The following is a 15,866-nucleotide window of genomic DNA, read 5'->3' on the forward strand; positions in this document are numbered from 1 at the left end:
CGGGGCCGGAGCGGCTGCCGGGGCGGGCGCGGCCGGGGCGGCTGCCCCGGTCACCGGGGCCCCCGAGGCCCCGGCGCCGGGAGCGGGCTTGTCCGCCGTGCCGGCGGTACCCGGCTTGTAGTCGGCGAAGAAGTCCCACCAGGCGCGATCGACCGAACTGGGATCCTGGAGGTACTGCTGGTAGATCTCGTCGACGAGCCATTCATTGGCGCCGAAAGCCGCGGCCGGGTTGGTGCCCGGGCTGGCTTGGTCGGTCGAGACGCTTGAGTTACTGGGGGACTGAGACGACACGGCGGCAACCGCCCTCTTCCGCTTCACAAGGTGATGGACAGCGGAAATCAAGGCTACGCCCCCCGAACCGTTCCTTGCAGGCCGGGCCGGTGCTTCGTCGTGCACATCACATCGAAGGGCGGGTTTCGGCGCAGGAAATGGCGGGAAACAAGCGAGGTTCCACTGCACTTCGGGTACGCAGGACCGTGGACACGGCCCTGCGACCGTATCCCCTTGAGGCCCCCTGCTGGCAGGACACGGTGAATGTGCCCTTCCGGTTCGACCCTATGTCAACGAGGCCGTCAACCGCGCGGCTCGGGGATTCCCGGGAGGGTGACCTGGATTCGGCAGCCCCGTACGGATTCGGCCACACCGATCCGGCCGCCGTGCAGATCGACCGCCCAGCGGGCGATGGCGAGGCCCAGGCCCGTACCGCCGTCGCTGCCCGGACCCTGCGGGGAGGGCGCCTGGCCCCGGTTGAACCGCTCGAACACCCGGTGGCGCTCCGCCTCCGGGATGCCGGGCCCCTCGTCGATCACTTCCAGCTCCAGCGACTCGGGGTGGGCCCCGCGCCGCGCCAGCACTGTCACCCGGCCGTGCGGGGGGCTGTGCTTGACCGCGTTGTCGATCAGGTTCGCGACCACCTGGTGCAGCCGCTCCGCGTCCGCGTGCGCGGTGAGCTCCGGCGGCGAGACGTCCAGATGCAGATGGACGTCCGTACGGGAGTGATTGCCCGAACCCGACGACAGGCGTCGCTGCGAGGCGGCGAGATTCGCCTCCTTCAGTACGCCCGACAGATACGGCCACACCTCGAAACGGCGTGCCTTGAGCGCGACGACCCCGTTGTCCAGGCGCGACAGGTCCAGCAGCGTCTCGACCAGCCGTCCGAGCCGCTCCGTCTGTTTCAGTGCCGTGCGCATCGTCTCCGGATCGGCGGCGGACACCCCGTCCACCACGTTCTCCAGCACGGCTCTCAGCGCCGCGATGGGCGTACGCAGCTCATGGCTGACATTGGCGACCAGTTCTTTTCGATGCCGGTCCTCCGCCTCCAGATCGTCCGCCATGCGGTTGATCGTCTGCGCCAGGTCGCCCAGCTCGTCCCGCCGCCCGGCACCGCTCACCCGGCGCGTGTAGTCGCCGTGCGAGATCGACCGGGCCACCGCTCTCATCTCGTCCAGCGGCGCGGTCAGACCGTGCGCCACGAACTGGGTGATCAGCAGGGTGGCGATCACCGAGAACACCGTGATGAAGCGGAACTCCGTACGGGTCCGCAGCGCGACGATCAGCAGACCCGTGGTGATGAACACCGAGACCACGACGAGCGTGCCGAGCTTGGCCTTGATCGAGAAGGGCCGCAGTCCGGACCCTGGCCGGGTCATGGCGCGGGAGTCTCCAGGGCGTAACCCACACCGTGCACGGTACGGATCCGCTCCGCGCCGATCTTCCGGCGCAGCGCCTTGATGTGGCTGTCGACCGTACGGGTGCCCGAGGCGTCCGCCCAGTCCCACACCTCGGCCAGCAGCTGCTCCCGGGAGAGCACCGCGCGCGGGGTGTTGGCGAGGCAGACCAGCAGGTCGAACTCGGTCGGCGTGAGGTGGACGTCCTCGGCGCGCACCCGGACCCGGCGCTGCGCGTGGTCGATCTCCAGCTCGCCCAGGCGCAGTATCCCGCTGCGCGGGGTGACGGCGGCCAGCGCCGCCCGCTCCACCCGGCGCAGCAGCACGTGCACCCGGGCGGCCAGCTCCCGCATGGAGAACGGCTTGGTCATGTAGTCGTCGGCGCCGACCCCGAGCCCGACCAGCATGTCGGTCTCGTCGTCGCGTGCGGTGAGCATCAGCACCGGCACCGGGCGCTGCGCCTGCACCCGGCGGCAGACCTCCAGGCCGTCGAAGCCCGGAAGCATGATGTCGAGCACCATCAGATCGGGCTGCCAGGCCTCGGCCGCGTCCACGGCCGCGGGGCCGTCCAGCGCGGTCTGCACCAGGAAGCCCTCCGCCCGCAGCCGGGCGGAAATGGCGTCGACGATCGTGGCGTCGTCCTCGACCACCAGCACCCGGCGCTGAGCCCCCGGGGTGGCCGCGACGCCGTTGTGGGTGGTGTGTGTCTGTTCCATCGCCCCGCCCCTGCCCGTTCTCGCGGGAGCCATTCCCCCGGAGGCACGGTCTTCGCTCGTGGTTTTCGTGGGTGATCCCGTGTGCCGGTCAGCAGCGTAAAGGCAGCGGAGGGCTCCCGGCTACGCAGGGTGTTGCCCCGGGGTGACGAGTTCGGGCCGGGCGGGCGGCCGGATCGTCTGCCTTGTGCCGGTTGACCCGTGCCGCCGCCGGGCCGCGCATACCGGGAGGGGGTTCAGCCGGCCCGGAGTGCGAGATGGACCACGTCGGGCACACCTCGGGCAACGGCCACCTCTTCCGTCCGAACCCCGCTGAACCCGGCATTCCGCAACGCCTGTTCGAAGGCGGGCGACGGCTGCGCGGACCAGACGGCGAGCACTCCGCCCGGGTTCAGACGGTCGTGGCAGTGCGCCAGACCGGCCGGGGAGTAGAGGCTTTCGTTGCCCTCCGTGACCGTCCAGTCGGGCCCGTTGTCGATGTCCAGGCAGAGCGCGTCGTAACGCTCCGTGGTGGTACGGAGATGAGCGACCAGGTCCGCGTGCAGGATCCCGGCCCGGGGATCGGCCAGCGCCGCCCCGGAGATCCGCCCCAGCGGCCCGGCCCGGTGCCAGTCCACGATCGCCTGCTCCCGCTCCACGACCACGATCCGCCCCCAGCGCCCCTCCTCGGCGGCCCGCACCAGGGAAAACCCGACGCCGAGCCCGCCGATCAGCACGGAGGGCGCCGCCCGGTCGGCGGGCAGCGAGGCCAGCGCGACGTCGATCAGCAGCCGCTCGGAGCGCCCGTCGGAAGTGTCCATCAGGAAGCACCCGTTGGCGATGATCTCGAAGTGCTCCCCGCGCTCCCGCAGCACGACCTCGCCGAAGGGGCCTTCGCGACGGTCGAGGACGACAGGGGTGTCGGTGGAGCGCACGGGCAGCGATTCCATCGGTTCGGGGGCGGGCCAGGTGGATGTCGCGGACATGGGGGCGGCTCTCCGGTATCCGGTCGTCGGCGGTCGATGCGCGTCCATCCTGTCCCGCCGGGCGGGGTGAAGGCCAGCGGGTTCCGGGCTCCGGGGCGGGGAACAACCGTCCGCCGTCGGGCGCTCCCGTACGGGGAGGGGCGCCCGGGAAAGAACGGGAAAGAGGGGTGCGGCGCGCGGCGGGTGTCGGGTGTCGTTTCACATTGCGTTGGCTCCGACGTCCTAGCTGCGAGGCGATGAGATGGGTTGCGCTGTGCCATCAGATTTTGTGCAGATTGACTCTTCGTTTTCCGTCCGTTGCTGTGGCAGGTGAGGGGGCTTGGCTTCGGAGGCTCGGCGCATTTCCGCGACCTCCTTGCGCATGAGATCGTCGGTGCGTGTGCTGTGCCAGATGGTTCCTTCCCACTTCTCGTATCGGTGTTCGCGGTCACGCAGGAGGACCGGTTTGAGGTGGCTGTGGAAGAGGAGTGTGCGACCCAGATCCTTGTGGGTTCGGTTGAACCACATCGCGGCTTTTTCGTGGCGGGCGAGTCGGTTCGCTGCGAGGCCGGGGAGCTTGCCGCGCATCCGGCCGGGCGTGTAGGTCGTCAGGGGCTGGCTCGGTGGGCGCCAGGAGTCGGCGAGGGACCAGTGCGCGATGGCGTCGCCCTTGCGGTCGGGTGGGCGGTAGGGGTAGGTGACGCGGTTGCTGATCTCCGTGAAGAAGCGGGCTTGCTTGGCCTTGGTGCCGTCGGCCAGCTGCCGCCAGTGGGGTGAGGCGATCAGGGGTGCCAGGGCAACGGCCTCGGGATAGACCGCTGCGAACATTCGCGAGGTGCTGTAGTCGATGTAGTCCTGCTTCTCCCGGTCGAACGGGATGAGGAGGTCGAGGCGGTCGTCCCAGGTGTCCCAGGTGCCGAAGGGGACCGGGTAGCCGTCGACGGACCAGATGTGTGCGCAGAGCATGAGGCCGCTGAGCACGGCGTCGTAGGTGGCGGCCCAGCCGTAGCGGCTGAGGATGCGCAGGTGTTTGCGCTGGGCGTCGACGACTTCGGGCAGCCGGGTGAGGTCGACGGCGGGATGGTCGATGTCGGGCGGCCCGATCCAGGTGCGGTGGCGCAGGCAGACGTAGCGGTGGTGGGGCAGGAGCCGGGTCACTTTGCCTCCGGGGTGCCGGGCGTCGCAGTGGTGGCAGCCGGTCTGCGGCTGGTGCCGGAACATCGTCCAGTCGGGCCGTGGTGCGCGCAGTTCGGGCAGGGCTCCGGCAAGGGCGTGGACGGTGCGGCCGGTGAGCGCGGCGAGGCGTTCGGGGACGACGACGCGGCGCATGCCGCCGGACTTCTCACGCTCGGTGACCTGTGTCCAGAGGTCGTTGATGTCGAGGCCGTGGAGGGTGGCCAGGCGCCCGATGTAGGAGGCGGGGATCTCGTGCTGTGCGGGGGGAACGGGATCGGGCAGTCGGCGGATGTGCATCAGGCCACGCGCCTCCGCTTCCTCGCGGGTCTGGCGGGGGCGGTGCGCCTCTCGGACTGCTCGGCCGCGTAGTCGACAGGAACGGCCTCCAGGAGGTCCTCGGTGATGCGCTCGCTCCCGTCCTCGATGGCGAGGACGGCGGCGCCGCGGATGAGCTGGGAGAGGCTGCCGATCATGCCGCCGGTGCGGTGGAAGAGGTACTCGCTCAGCCCGGCCAGCGTGCCGAGGGCGTGGTGGTGCAGTCGGAGTGTGGACTCCAGGGTGCCCACCAGGGCCCGCCAGGCGTCCTGGTCCTCGGCGGTGGCGTGTGAGAAGGCGGCGGCTGGGATGACGACGAAACGTCCGGCGATCTGCCCTCCCCGGGTGCCCCTGAACAGGCCCTTGGACTCGACGTCGATGCCGGCGTAGGCGAAGGTGGCGGGCAGCCGTTCGGCGAAGTATTTCAGCTGGTCGGAGGCTTCGGCCCCGGAGCGGGTGGCGAGGGTCAGGTTGTGGATCTCGTCGACGAGCACCAGGTCGACACGGACATGGGCGGCTGTTGCGCAGACGGCGTCGACGATGTCGGTGACGTTGGCGCGGGAGGGGAACGTCAGCCCGAAGAAGCGGGCGAACTCCATCGCGAGCATCTTCGGGGTGGCCGCTGGCGGGACGGTGACATAGAGAACCGGGAGCCGGTTCGCATCACGTGGGTGCCGCTTGCGGACGGCCAGCTCGTGCGCCCGCCCGAGCTGGGTCAGCGCGGTCGTCTTCCCGGTGCCGGAGGCGCCGGAGAGGATCACGCCGCGGCGGGCGGAGATCTGGTTGCGGTTGAGCTGGATCAGCAGCCGGGATGTGGCCGTCACCTTGCGGATGACCGGAGTGTTCACCATCGGCAGGTCGGCGTGATACTCGCGGCGCTGTTCGTCCTCGCGCATCCGCTCCCGCGGGCTCAGCGCTGCCTGCTCGGCGGCCGTCAGCAGACCGGGCGGAACCGGCTCGTGGCCGACGAAGTGACGCCAGCCCTCCTTAGTGGTCAGCGGGTTGTCTGGCGGAACCTCCGCTGCCGTGTCCGGTGCGGGCAAGGAGGGCGTGTTCATAGCCACCTCTCGGCTTCTGCGTGGGCGTCGAAGATCCCGAACTCCGCCACCGGCGCTGGCGGATGGACCTTGATCTCCGGCTCGGACGCGGTGTCGTTGTCGGTCTCGGAAGCCGCGGCGGGAGCGGGGATGCCGCGGGCGGTGCGGGTGCGGGCGGCCACCTTGGCCGACCGGGTGTCCGGGCCGTGTTCGGCGCGGGTGAGCAGGCCATCCAGGACGCGGGCGACAGCCGACTCGTTGGTGTTGTCCAGTCCGGCCTCGGCTGCCAGGCGGCGCGCGTGTTGCCAGGTGAAGTCGGCGAACGGCGCGTTCACCAGCGGCCACTGTGTCCAGGGCGTGGTGACCCAGCCGCCCGGCGTGCGGACGAACACCTGGGACAGGTCGTAGGGGTCGTAGTGCACTTCCCACAGACCGCGCTGGGCGGTGATCCCGGAGTGCTCGCGCCGATACGGACCCAGGTCGGGGCTGTCGTAGGTGCGGTAACTGATCTGGATGCCGTAGTCGTTGACCGCCCGCCAGGCCACCGGCAGCAGTTCCAGGTAGTCCTCGCCGCGCAGCACGAGCGGCAGATAGCCGCAGGCCGCCACCAGCGAGGCGTATTTGTCGTTTGGCGACATCGCCCTCTTCGGGCGGAACGGGTCGCGCAGAGCGCTGTGTGGTCTGGTCTGCCACCCGGCCAGCAGCCATTCATCCAGCAGCTCCTGAAGCTCCGGGACCGTCCAGACGGCCCGGTCCTCGACCCGTTCGCCGCGGCGGGAGACATCCCGGCCGGTGTAGCCCGCCAGGTGCTGGGTGAACAGCGTGTTGATCGAGGAGAAGGTGGCCTCCACGATCGCCTTGTCGGTCGGCGTGCGCGGACGCGCCCGCTGCACCGAGACGCCGAGCCGTTCGCAGGCCCGCAGGAACGTGTCGGAGATGAATACCTTGCCGCCGTCGATGACGACGGTGTCCGGCACGATCACCGGTTTCGCCGCGGCCTGTTCCATCCGCGTGTCCACATCCAGCAGGCGCATGTGCGGCATCCGGGAGGCCGCCATCCGCAGGCTCGCGGACCAGCCGGGCCGCATCGGCTCGGGCACCAGCATCCGGGCCAGCAGCAGCGAGGCGTCCACCGCCTTGGTACCCACCGGCCGCAGCACCGCAGCGCAGATCGTGCGGGTCGCGACGTCGACTGCGATCGTCAGATCCGCGCGGGCCGTCAGCCCCGAGTCGAGAACCACCATCACATCCAGCGGGGTCGAGTCGATCTGCACCTGTTCCCCGGGACGGTCCGCGAACGTCGGTGTGAACGGCCCCTGCGGCCGGTTTGCCGTCTGCCGCCGTGTGACCGCTGAACCGAAGGTGTGCCTCCCCGTGGACAGCGCGTCGACCAGCTTGTAGAAGGTCCGCTGACTCGGCAGCGGCACCACCCCTTCGCCGTGGGTGGCCTCCACCAGCTTGACCACCCGGCGGATCAGCCGCGACCGGGTCCCTGTCGAGATGTTCGTCTCGGCTTCCAGGGCCTCTTGGACGGCCGCGACCAGCCGTTCGTCCGCCCGCCCCGTCGCCTCCCAGGTCTGGGTCGTCCGCTGGTCCACCAGCCCCCAGACTCCCTGCCGGACGTAGCGCGACCGTCGGCTTTGCACGGTCCGAACCGTTACCCCCAGTTCCCGTGCTTTCGCCGCCATCCGTTCCATCAGCGAGAAGGCTGCCGGGTCATAGCCGGGGCGCGGCGGCGTGCCCGGCGCGGCGCCAGGAGGCAACCCGGTCTCGATCTCCACCATGTGCCGTTCCCACTCGTGGGCCGCCTCCCGCACCGGCCCCGGCAACGTCGCCAGCAGCCCAGACGGCTCCAGCACGGGCAGCGGCTCCGTGCCGGTGACGGTGAAGTCCGGCGCCGCCATCAGGTGCGAGGCCAGCACCACTGATTCCCTCCCGGTGGCCGACCGCAGCCGCACGGACGTACCGGCGAGCGCCACCACCTGATGGTCCCCGTCGTCGTAGGTGACCCAGTCCCCGGGCCGCAACACCGGCTTGCCCGGTCCGGCCGTCACCGCGGCGTCCCCGCGGACACCAGCGAGAGTGCATGCAACGGCACCGACACATCCGCCGACAACTCGTGCAACCACAGCAGGTGGAATAGCACCGGGAGCACTCCGATCGGGTCCCCCACTGCCGATGCACCCGTCATCAACGGCTGCGGCTCAGCGAACGCCGCCAACAGCTCGGAGGCCACGGGCTCCAGCCGGTGCCGGGGGTGGCGGTAGCCCGCCAGCCAGCGCACGTTGCGCACCACGATCGCGTCCGGTGTCCCGACCAGCCGGAACTCCCACCCGACTTGAGCGCAGGCTTCTCGCGTCGCCTCGAACTTCGCCAGGTCCCGGCGCTTGCGCCGATTCGCCGGACGGCAGTCGACCACCACCGCCGTGCCGTCGTCGCGGCGCGCGAAGTAGTCCGGCGCATGCGAGATGCCCTTGCCTGCGTCCGACCGCCAGAACAGCCAGAACGGCTGAGACGAGATACCCACCACCGACGGGTCGAAGTCCAGCAGCATCACATGATCGCGCTCCAGCCAGGACTCGTACCCGATATGCCAGCCCACCGTGGATGACCACCACAGACCCGGCAGGTGCCGCTGACCCTTGTACGACTTGAACGTGCGTACCGGCGCAGCGTCCTCGAACCGCACAGCCCAGGCGTCCACTAGCGAGGCGCGGAACTCTGAGCCGTCCCGGTCGGCGTACGCGATCTCGAATCCCTCCGCCGGCGGCCCGGAGACTCCGCCCGGCAGCACCTCTAACGAACCTGCCACAACTCCCTAACCCGAGCCGCGACGAAAGGTCACTCTGCAAGACGAAAGGCCAGGCGAAGGATGAAGCTGCAAAACGAAGAGATCCACGTCACAGGACAACGGGCGAGCTGATCGCTCAGAGCGAACACGGCCCGGGGAACATTCGGCGGCTCATAAGCATTGAGTCCACATAGCTCAACTTGCCTGCCGAAGGGGAGATCATGACTAACGAGTCCCAGGCGTTCACACCGATCGACCTGCCCGTGCTGCCGCTCGACGACGAGGTTGTCCTGCCCGGCATGGTGGTGCCGCTGGACCTGTCCGACACCGAGGTGCGCGCCGCAGTCGAGGCCGCGCAGGCCGCCGCCCGTCCCGGCGGCGGCAAGCCGCAGGTGCTGCTGGTCCCGCGGATCGACGGTACGTACACGGGGACCGGTGTCCTCGGCACCGTCGAGCAGGTCGGACGCCTGTCGGACGGCGATCCGGGCGCGCTCATCCGGGCCCGCGACCGGGTCCGTATCGGGGCCGGGACCAGCGGTCCCGGGCGGGCGCTCTGGGTCGAGGGGACCGTGCTGGAGACCGCCGCTCCCGACCCGCTGCCCGGATCCGCCGCCGAGCTCGTCAAGGAGTACAAGGCGCTCGCCACCAGCTGGCTGAAGAAGCGCGGCGCCTGGCAGGTCGTGGACCGGGTCCAGCAGATCGACGACGTCTCCGCGCTCGCCGACAACTCCGGATACTCGCCGTTCCTCTCCACGGCCCAGAAGGTCCAGCTCCTGGAGACCGTGGACCCGATCGCCCGGCTGAAGCTCGCCATCCAGTGGCTGAGCGAGCACCTCGCCGAGCAGGACGTGGCCGAGTCCATCGCCAAGGACGTCCAGGACGGCGTCGACAAGCAGCAGCGCGAATTCCTGCTGCGCCGCCAGCTCGATGCCGTACGCAAGGAGCTCGCCGAGCTCAACGGCGACCCGGAGGACGAGTCCGACGACTACCGGGCCCGCGTCGAGGCCGCCGATCTGCCCGAGCACGTCCGCGAGGCCGCGCTCAAGGAGGTCGAGAAGCTGGAGCGGTCCAGCGACCAGTCGCCTGAGGGGTCCTGGATCAGGACCTGGCTGGACACCGTTCTTGAGCTTCCCTGGAATGAACGTACCGAGGACTCCTACGACATCCGTGGCGCCCAGGCCGTCCTGGACGCCGAGCACGCCGGTCTCGCCGATGTGAAGGAGCGGATCACCGAATACCTCGCGGTGCGCAAGCGGCGTGCCGACCGGGGGCTGGGCGTCGTCGGCGGGCGTCGCGGAGGCGCGGTGCTCGCCCTCGTCGGACCGCCCGGCGTGGGCAAAGGCTAACACAGTTGGGTGGACCCGCTCTGACCTGCGGAAACGTGGGCTACGGACGCAGTGTTACCCGGATCGGCCCTACCTCGGTCGTCCATTCTTCGCCCCGCTCTACGGCGGCGGCCCCCTCGCTGATCATCTGCATATGCACGGGTGTCGCAACGTGCAACATGACGTGAGCGCGGGTCATGGTTTCTTCGCTCTGAAAGACGTTCAACAAAACGTCAGTGATCAACTCCGATGCGGATTGAGCGTTCGGCCGCTCCTCGCTTCCGGCTACGTCTTCGAAGTCGATTTCCCAGGCAACATGCATGGGGGCACCTTACGGCCAGCGACGGACAGCACAGGGCCCCGCTCATGCGCCACGGGGGAGGGCACACAAGCGGGGCCGTCAAGGGGTGCAGCCGGTCAGCCGGGGGCGCGTACCGATGCCGTCTGAGAACGCAGCTCCGCGAGACGACGTTGGTACAGCGGGCCGACAGCGTGCGCGCCCCTGGCCTCGCTCGGGGTGGCCTGTTCGATCAGGTGATGGGACACCGCCCGGAGGTGCGCGGCCCACGCGATGACGTGCTGTTGAGCCGTCCGCCCGCATTCCTGCGGTTCACCAGGAAGGCACAGCGGGAGATCCGGCCCGAGCTTGTTGGCTGCGTGCCGGACGTACCGAGCGATGGTCAGCCATTCATCCTCGGTCCGCCGAATGGCGTTTCCGTCGCCTTCCCACCCCCACGGGCCGAAGTCGTCCCCGTGATCGTCCATGTGTGCGTCCCCTCATGATCAGCGGATTAGGCCGGTGCGCCGATCGTAGCGGCGCTCTCCGCTTCCCTGGGGTCGCAGTGCCCGACCGAGGGAACGCACGGACCGCACGGCCCGCACATGGGCAGGAATTGCGGAGGGGTGCACGATTGGACACCATCGCCGTGAACCGCCGCGATATCGGCCGCAACGTCGGTCATCTGCGCGCCGCCCCAGATATCGGAGATCGGCTTTTCCAGCACGTTCCCGATGGTCAGAAATCGACCGAGGACGCACGGCCACACATCACCGGTCGGACCGATGGCGCATTTCTCGTGGGCGCAGTGCCCGCACAGATCAGCGATGGTCGGCGCGGCCCCCTGACTCGCTCTCCCGAATGCGCGGGTACGGTCTCCGCCGACCGTGCCGACGCCGAGCGCCGTAAGGTCCTGCGCCGCTTCCTGCACTCGCTGTCCGTCCCGCACGGCGACGACTCCGCCCCGTAGCGGGATACCGAGAGACAGCGCCTTTTGCACGTTGGCGCGAGTCTTCTTGTGCGCCCCTCGGAGTTGCGTCACCGCATCGTGTTCCTCGGCACTGTCCGAGTAGTACGACGTGGCCAGCTTGACGCCGAACTCCCCGAATGCGTCCCACAGTTCCGGGCGGATATGGGTCATGTTCGAGAACACCTCGATACCGAGGCCCCGCCCGTGAGCGTGCTTGATCAGCGCGGGCAGACTCGGGTAGAGCGTCGGCTCTCCTCCGATGAACTGAACGTCCAGGGTGCCCATGTCGGCAAGCTGGTCAATCACGTTCAACCAGTCCCGCACGGTCATGGTCCCGTGTGTTCCCTTGGGTCCGCTGTCCGCGTAGCAGTGATCACAGAACTCGTTGCAGAGTCCCGTGATCTCAAGCCACGCGAATAAGAGACGGTTTCCGGCAGTGCTCATCGTGCGTCTCCTTACACCTGGGGGTTTGGGAACCCACCCCCGATGACTCGACCGTCCATTGAGGAATCATCGGGGGTGGGAGTTGGAACCCGTCCCCTTTCGGGCCTGTGCAATCAGCACGGGGGGAGCTGTGCGGCACCGAAAGGGGACGGGAGTTTAGAGGCGGCCCAATGCGGCCAGCGTGGGAATTGCCGAGGACAGCGCGGCGACGACGAACACGAACACGGACCAGCCGAACCGGCGTACGTACTTCACGGGCTTTCCTCGTACGGCACGCAGTTGGGGCAGTCGCCGTCATGGAACGGCGACGGGGGATGAGTCGGCCCCGGCAGGTAGACCACGCCGCTACGCGTATCCAGCGCACCGCCGTACTGGTCCCACCAACCGGCCGGAGAGTCCGCGTACGGCCCGTGGGGGTCGTCTATGAGGCTGACTAGCTCAGGTTCCGGGAGAGGCCGCGTACGGCGCTTCTGTCGCCTTGCGGGGGCATGGGTCACGAGTGGTCCGCCCCCAGGTGCCGACGCAACCGGACGTTGCAGTCACTCACGCCGGACGCGTCGCCGTTCGCCTTGGCTCGGTCTCGGTCCTGCGCCACCTTGTCGCAGTGCGCACAACCGGCAACCGGTCGCGGGGCCGTGAGTGTCGCGGTGCTCTCCTGTGTGGCCATCGGTCCGCCGTTCCCTCTGTCGGCAATTCGGCGTCCAGCGTCCGGCCGTAATTGATCTCCGACTAGCGGCCACGTGTAGGCCAACTGTCGGCCAGACTGGAAGCATGAGCAGCGGAATCGGGGCCAACATCCGGCGCGAGCGTGACCGCCTCGGATGGAGTCAGGCCCGGCTAGCGCGTGAGGTGTGCCGCGCGGCCGGTGTCATTGGTGAGCCGGTCGGCCGACAGGAAGTCAGCCGGTGGGAGACAGGCAAGCGCACGCCGCGCGAGTGGCTGCCCTTCCTCGCTGCTGCCCTCGGCGTCCCCGTGGAAGTGCTCACAACGCCCGTGACGCCCCCTGAGCCGCCCTTGCCGACGCTGGCCGACTTCCTGCCCGCCGAGGACCCGCTAGCACCTCTGAGCGTCCGTACAGGCGGCCGGGTCGGCATGGGGCAGGTGGCCGACATGCAACAGCGGGTGCACGGTCTACGGCTCGCTGATGACGTGCTGGCCGGTGGGGATCTCATGCGGCCCGCGCTGCGAGAGCTTCGAAAGGCTGTTCGAATCTTCCAGGCGCACAGCTACACCGACCTGACGGGCCGTCAACTTCTCGTGCAGATCGGGGAGTTGGCGCAGATCGCAGGTTGGATCGCGTCGGACGCTGGCCAGCACGCCGAGGCCGAACGCATCTACCGACTAGGTCTCAGCGCAGCGACGCAGGCCGAGGACCGGACGCTAGCCGGGAACCTTGCCGGATCGCTGGCCTACCAACTGAGCAACACAGGGCGGGAGTTGGAGGGCCTAGACCTTGCTCGCGCTGCTCTCGACGGGGCGGGGCCGGACGCACCGGGAAAGGCTCGGGCGCTGTACCTCGATCGGGTGGCATGGGCGGCCACGAAAGCGGGAGGCACCGAGAATGCGCAGCACGCAATGCGCGCCCTCGGGGAAGCGTCGGAAGCACTGGCCGAGGATAGCGGGGAAACCGAGGCACCGGCATACCTGTATTGGGTGGATGCCGGGGAATTGCAAGTCATGGAATCCAGGGTCTATACCGAGCTGCGGCGACCACTCCGCGCTGTTCCGTTGCTGCGGGAAGTCCTCGGGAAATACGACGCGACGCATACCCGCGAACTCGCCCTGTACCTCTCGTGGTTGGCCGTTGCGTACGCCGACGCGAACGAACCCGAGGAAGCGGCGGCCACTGCGGAACGTGTGCTCTCGCTGTCGGCCGACGTAGCCAGCGAGCGGACAGCGGAACGGGTGCGGGTCGTGCTGGCCCGACTCGCTGAGTACGCCGACGTGCCCGAGGTGCGGGCCGTTCTCGACTCGGCAGCCTAGGAATCAAAGGCGGCGAAAATCCTTGGGGGCACTGGTCGAAACCCGCCCGAGCACCCCACGCCGGCCGGGATACCCGCCTTTATTTCGAAGGTGCCCCGGAAACGCGAGAAACCCCCGACGGCCGCGAACGGTCATCGGGGGGTCGTGTGCACACCTCAACGTTGAGGTGTGGTCAGGCTCGCCCGTAGGCGTCGAACAGTTCATCAATCAGGGGTCGGGCCTCACGGTGAACGCGAGGATCAAGTGTCCTCGCAAACAGGTCATCATCAATTTCCGCATCTCTCCCAAGAGCTACACCGCCCTCGCAAAATGCCGTGAAGGCAAGATGCCATTTCCTACAGCGGGCACAGCACCAACGATGGACCCCGCTATTACCAGCGCGACGCCGACATGGTTTCTCGCATCCAAGCCGCGCGCAGATCCGAACGTCAGGCATTCGCCCGCTCGCGTCCGTAAGCGTGGAACAGTTCATCCAACACCGGCGACGCTCCGGCATCCAAGTTGAGCGCGAGCAGGCCAGCGAACAGAACGGCATCCGTCGCGCCGTCTCGTCCGGGGGCTGCTCCGTTTTCATTGAACTGCACAAAGGCGCGATGCCAACAACGGCATGCGTTGCGGCAATACTGCTTACGTCCTCTCCCATCACGGCGGGGGCGCGTGACGCGATTGCAGCCGGGACGGCCGCACGTTCGGCTTTCAGGCATTGGCGTACTCCGATGGCTTGTGGGCACACCTCAACGTTGAGGTGTGGTGTGTGCGTTCCGTGATCAGCGGGCACGGTGTCGATATCACGCGCTGTAGCGGCCATGTGCTTGGGCGACTCTGAAACCCGTACACGGAGAGAGCTGCTATACGCTTGCGGTCCGGAAAGGGGCCTAAAGGGGGTCACCCCCCACCCCTTTGGCCACTCTGAGTGACAACAAGCGCAGTCACCTTGCGTGATATCCGAGGTGAATTCGCAGCGCATTGCAGCGCGCCGAGGATCACCAGGGATCAGGTGTGGGCTCATCCCTGGTGCCGGTGGGGTCGGCCTTTGGAATGGCCGCCCTCTTGATTGCTCGCGCTGCTGCTGACTCCGCCTGTGTCTTTTGGCTGTGATGCCAGCGACACAGCAATTGGAGATTGTCTAGGCTGTGGTCGTCGCCGGGGGTGATGTGGTCAACATCTGTGCCGTCTGCCTCGCAGCGCTGGCCGGTATGGAGTAGGACCCCCTCACAGCGACCCCCCGCCCGTCGAATTGCGCGGGCACGTAGGCGCTCCCAGTTGGCCGGTAGCCGCTCGCGCCGGTTGCTTGTCTCCCATGCCATAGGGAATTCCTCTCGACAGCGAGCGGGGCCGGTGGCGAATGCCGGTCCGACCCCGCTAGGCAATTTGCTAGTGCGTGAAAGCGCCGTACGGCCCTGCATTCCGCATCCGCATACGCTCGCTTGCTAGCGCTTCCTGCCATTCCTCGTAACGCTGCTCGGCCAGATCGGGGAGGGCATCGGCAATGGCGTCTAGATCCTCGGTTAGCAGCGTGCCGCCCTTGATTGGGTCATCGCTCAGCACGTACCGGCGAGCGGTGCTTAGTGCCTCGCTGAGATCAGGAGCGTCCCAACTACGCCGCCCATTTCCAGTGAAGACGCCGCCATTTTCCAGCTTCGCACCGTTGAACTCAATATCGCGCACACTGTCACTCAGTAGGTGGTTAAGTGTGAAGTCGCCTAGCAGCCGGTATAGCTCGGCTAGCTTGGGAATCTCAGCATCAAGGGCCTTGAATGCCTTCACCGCAGCATCACGACGCTTGAGAAATTCCGCCGATACAGCAGCGCGGTATTCCGTGATGAACTTGCGGTCATCGAACAGCGCGTCATACGCCTTACGGGCCGCCGACAGGCGGGGGATGTTGGCGCGGAATGCGGAAAGGGTGCCGTCTACGGCCAGCTTGGCATCCTGCACCTTTGCGCCTAGGCCAGCGGGGACGTCCTTAGCGGAATCGGCAGCGCGGGCATGTGCGGCGACAGCCTCTAGGCGTGCATCCTCGGCAGCCTCGGACCGCTCATAGAACAGCTCAGATAGCCGCTCCATTTCGCTGGCAACGGCCTGCACAGCCTGCCAACGGTCCTCGGCCGCCTTTGGCGCTAGGGCCCCATGACGCCGGTTGCGCATCATGAATTCGATGTTTGGGGTTAGTAGGTCTTCCGGGGTGGTGATCTCGGCCATTGGGTTACTTCCTTGGGGTTGG

General features: G+C 68.1%; 13 protein-coding genes and 1 pseudogene. 2 read left to right on the plus strand and 12 right to left on the minus strand.

The window, feature by feature from the left end; all coding sequences use genetic code 11:
* From A3Q37_RS37420 to A3Q37_RS32915, 8 genes are all read right to left on the minus strand, one after another.
* A partial coding sequence (locus A3Q37_RS37420; RefSeq protein WP_176711561.1) for a 2-oxoglutarate dehydrogenase E1 subunit family protein occupies positions 1 to 291 on the minus strand: 291 nt, incomplete at its 3' end.
* Between the two features lie 281 nt (positions 292 to 572).
* Positions 573 to 1,649, minus strand: coding sequence for a HAMP domain-containing sensor histidine kinase (locus A3Q37_RS32885; RefSeq protein ID WP_065490447.1), 1,077 nt, complete (start codon positions 1,647 to 1,649; stop codon positions 573 to 575).
* Positions 1,646 to 2,383: a response regulator transcription factor gene (locus A3Q37_RS32890; RefSeq protein ID WP_030079431.1), complete on the minus strand. Its 738-nt coding sequence runs from the start codon at positions 2,381 to 2,383 to the stop codon at positions 1,646 to 1,648. The genes A3Q37_RS32885 and A3Q37_RS32890 overlap by 4 nt, the downstream gene beginning before the upstream one ends.
* Before the next feature lie 233 nt (positions 2,384 to 2,616).
* Positions 2,617 to 3,309: a spermidine synthase gene (locus A3Q37_RS32895; protein ID WP_065490486.1), complete on the minus strand. Its 693-nt coding sequence runs from the start codon at positions 3,307 to 3,309 to the stop codon at positions 2,617 to 2,619.
* Between the two features lie 258 nt (positions 3,310 to 3,567).
* Positions 3,568 to 4,797 carry a TniQ family protein gene (locus tag A3Q37_RS32900; RefSeq protein ID WP_065490449.1) on the minus strand — a complete coding sequence of 410 codons (1,230 nt, stop codon included), beginning with the start codon at positions 4,795 to 4,797 and terminating at the stop codon, positions 3,568 to 3,570.
* Positions 4,797 to 5,873 carry an ATP-binding protein gene (locus A3Q37_RS32905; protein ID WP_079138092.1) on the minus strand — a complete coding sequence of 359 codons (1,077 nt, stop codon included), beginning with the start codon at positions 5,871 to 5,873 and terminating at the stop codon, positions 4,797 to 4,799. The genes A3Q37_RS32900 and A3Q37_RS32905 overlap by 1 nt, the downstream gene beginning before the upstream one ends.
* Positions 5,870 to 7,834, minus strand: coding sequence for a Mu transposase C-terminal domain-containing protein (locus A3Q37_RS32910; RefSeq protein WP_079138096.1), 1,965 nt, complete (start codon positions 7,832 to 7,834; stop codon positions 5,870 to 5,872). Before A3Q37_RS32910 ends, A3Q37_RS32905 begins: the two co-directional genes overlap by 4 nt.
* A gap of 68 nt (positions 7,835 to 7,902) precedes the next feature.
* Entirely contained in the window at positions 7,903 to 8,664 is a 762-nt protein-coding gene (locus tag A3Q37_RS32915) for a TnsA-like heteromeric transposase endonuclease subunit (RefSeq protein ID WP_065490451.1), read from the minus strand.
* 200 nt (positions 8,665 to 8,864) lie between these two features.
* Here A3Q37_RS32915 and A3Q37_RS32920 point away from each other — a divergent pair.
* Positions 8,865 to 9,983 (plus strand): annotated as a pseudogene (locus A3Q37_RS32920) (LON peptidase substrate-binding domain-containing protein); the annotation flags it as partial.
* Between the two features lie 46 nt (positions 9,984 to 10,029).
* Here A3Q37_RS32920 and A3Q37_RS36710 read toward each other — a convergent pair.
* The 3 genes from A3Q37_RS36710 to A3Q37_RS32930 all read right to left on the minus strand — a co-directional run bounded on the left by A3Q37_RS36710 (position 10,030) and on the right by A3Q37_RS32930 (position 11,659).
* Positions 10,030 to 10,290, minus strand: coding sequence for a hypothetical protein (locus tag A3Q37_RS36710; protein WP_107471629.1), 261 nt, complete (start codon positions 10,288 to 10,290; stop codon positions 10,030 to 10,032).
* A 95-nt stretch (positions 10,291 to 10,385) separates the two neighbouring features.
* The gene (locus A3Q37_RS32925; RefSeq protein WP_065490453.1) at positions 10,386 to 10,733 is read right to left on the minus strand and encodes a hypothetical protein; all 348 of its coding nucleotides are present in this window, start codon (positions 10,731 to 10,733) and stop codon (positions 10,386 to 10,388) included.
* Positions 10,734 to 10,759: 26 nt separating this feature from the next.
* The gene (locus tag A3Q37_RS32930) at positions 10,760 to 11,659 is read right to left on the minus strand and encodes a radical SAM protein (protein ID WP_079138093.1); all 900 of its coding nucleotides are present in this window, start codon (positions 11,657 to 11,659) and stop codon (positions 10,760 to 10,762) included.
* A gap of 771 nt (positions 11,660 to 12,430) precedes the next feature.
* Between A3Q37_RS32930 and A3Q37_RS32935 the strand changes: the two genes are divergently transcribed.
* Positions 12,431 to 13,642 carry a helix-turn-helix transcriptional regulator gene (locus A3Q37_RS32935; protein ID WP_065490457.1) on the plus strand — a complete coding sequence of 404 codons (1,212 nt, stop codon included), beginning with the start codon at positions 12,431 to 12,433 and terminating at the stop codon, positions 13,640 to 13,642.
* A gap of 1,374 nt (positions 13,643 to 15,016) precedes the next feature.
* Here A3Q37_RS32935 and A3Q37_RS32940 read toward each other — a convergent pair.
* Complete coding sequence (locus A3Q37_RS32940) at positions 15,017 to 15,844, minus strand: hypothetical protein (protein ID WP_065490459.1); 828 nt, start codon at positions 15,842 to 15,844, stop codon at positions 15,017 to 15,019.
* Positions 15,845 to 15,866 lie beyond the last annotated feature (22 nt).

This window comes from Streptomyces sp. PTY087I2 (assembly GCF_001687325.1).
Taxonomy (GTDB): domain Bacteria; phylum Actinomycetota; class Actinomycetes; order Streptomycetales; family Streptomycetaceae; genus Streptomyces.

Coding starts and splice junctions, on each gene's coding strand:
- A3Q37_RS32885 (WP_065490447.1), bottom strand. CDS start 1,649: ATGACCCGGCCAGGGTCCGGACTGCGGCCCTTCTCGATCAAGGCCAAG.
- A3Q37_RS32890 (WP_030079431.1), bottom strand. CDS start 2,383: ATGGAACAGACACACACCACCCACAACGGCGTCGCGGCCACCCCGGGG.
- A3Q37_RS32895 (WP_065490486.1), bottom strand. CDS start 3,309: ATGGAATCGCTGCCCGTGCGCTCCACCGACACCCCTGTCGTCCTCGAC.
- A3Q37_RS32900 (WP_065490449.1), bottom strand. CDS start 4,797: ATGCACATCCGCCGACTGCCCGATCCCGTTCCCCCCGCACAGCACGAG.
- A3Q37_RS32905 (WP_079138092.1), bottom strand. CDS start 5,873: ATGAACACGCCCTCCTTGCCCGCACCGGACACGGCAGCGGAGGTTCCG.
- A3Q37_RS36710 (WP_107471629.1), bottom strand. CDS start 10,290: ATGCATGTTGCCTGGGAAATCGACTTCGAAGACGTAGCCGGAAGCGAG.
- A3Q37_RS32925 (WP_065490453.1), bottom strand. CDS start 10,733: ATGGACGATCACGGGGACGACTTCGGCCCGTGGGGGTGGGAAGGCGAC.
- A3Q37_RS32930 (WP_079138093.1), bottom strand. CDS start 11,659: ATGAGCACTGCCGGAAACCGTCTCTTATTCGCGTGGCTTGAGATCACG.
- A3Q37_RS32935 (WP_065490457.1), top strand. CDS start 12,431: ATGAGCAGCGGAATCGGGGCCAACATCCGGCGCGAGCGTGACCGCCTC.
- A3Q37_RS32940 (WP_065490459.1), bottom strand. CDS start 15,844: ATGGCCGAGATCACCACCCCGGAAGACCTACTAACCCCAAACATCGAA.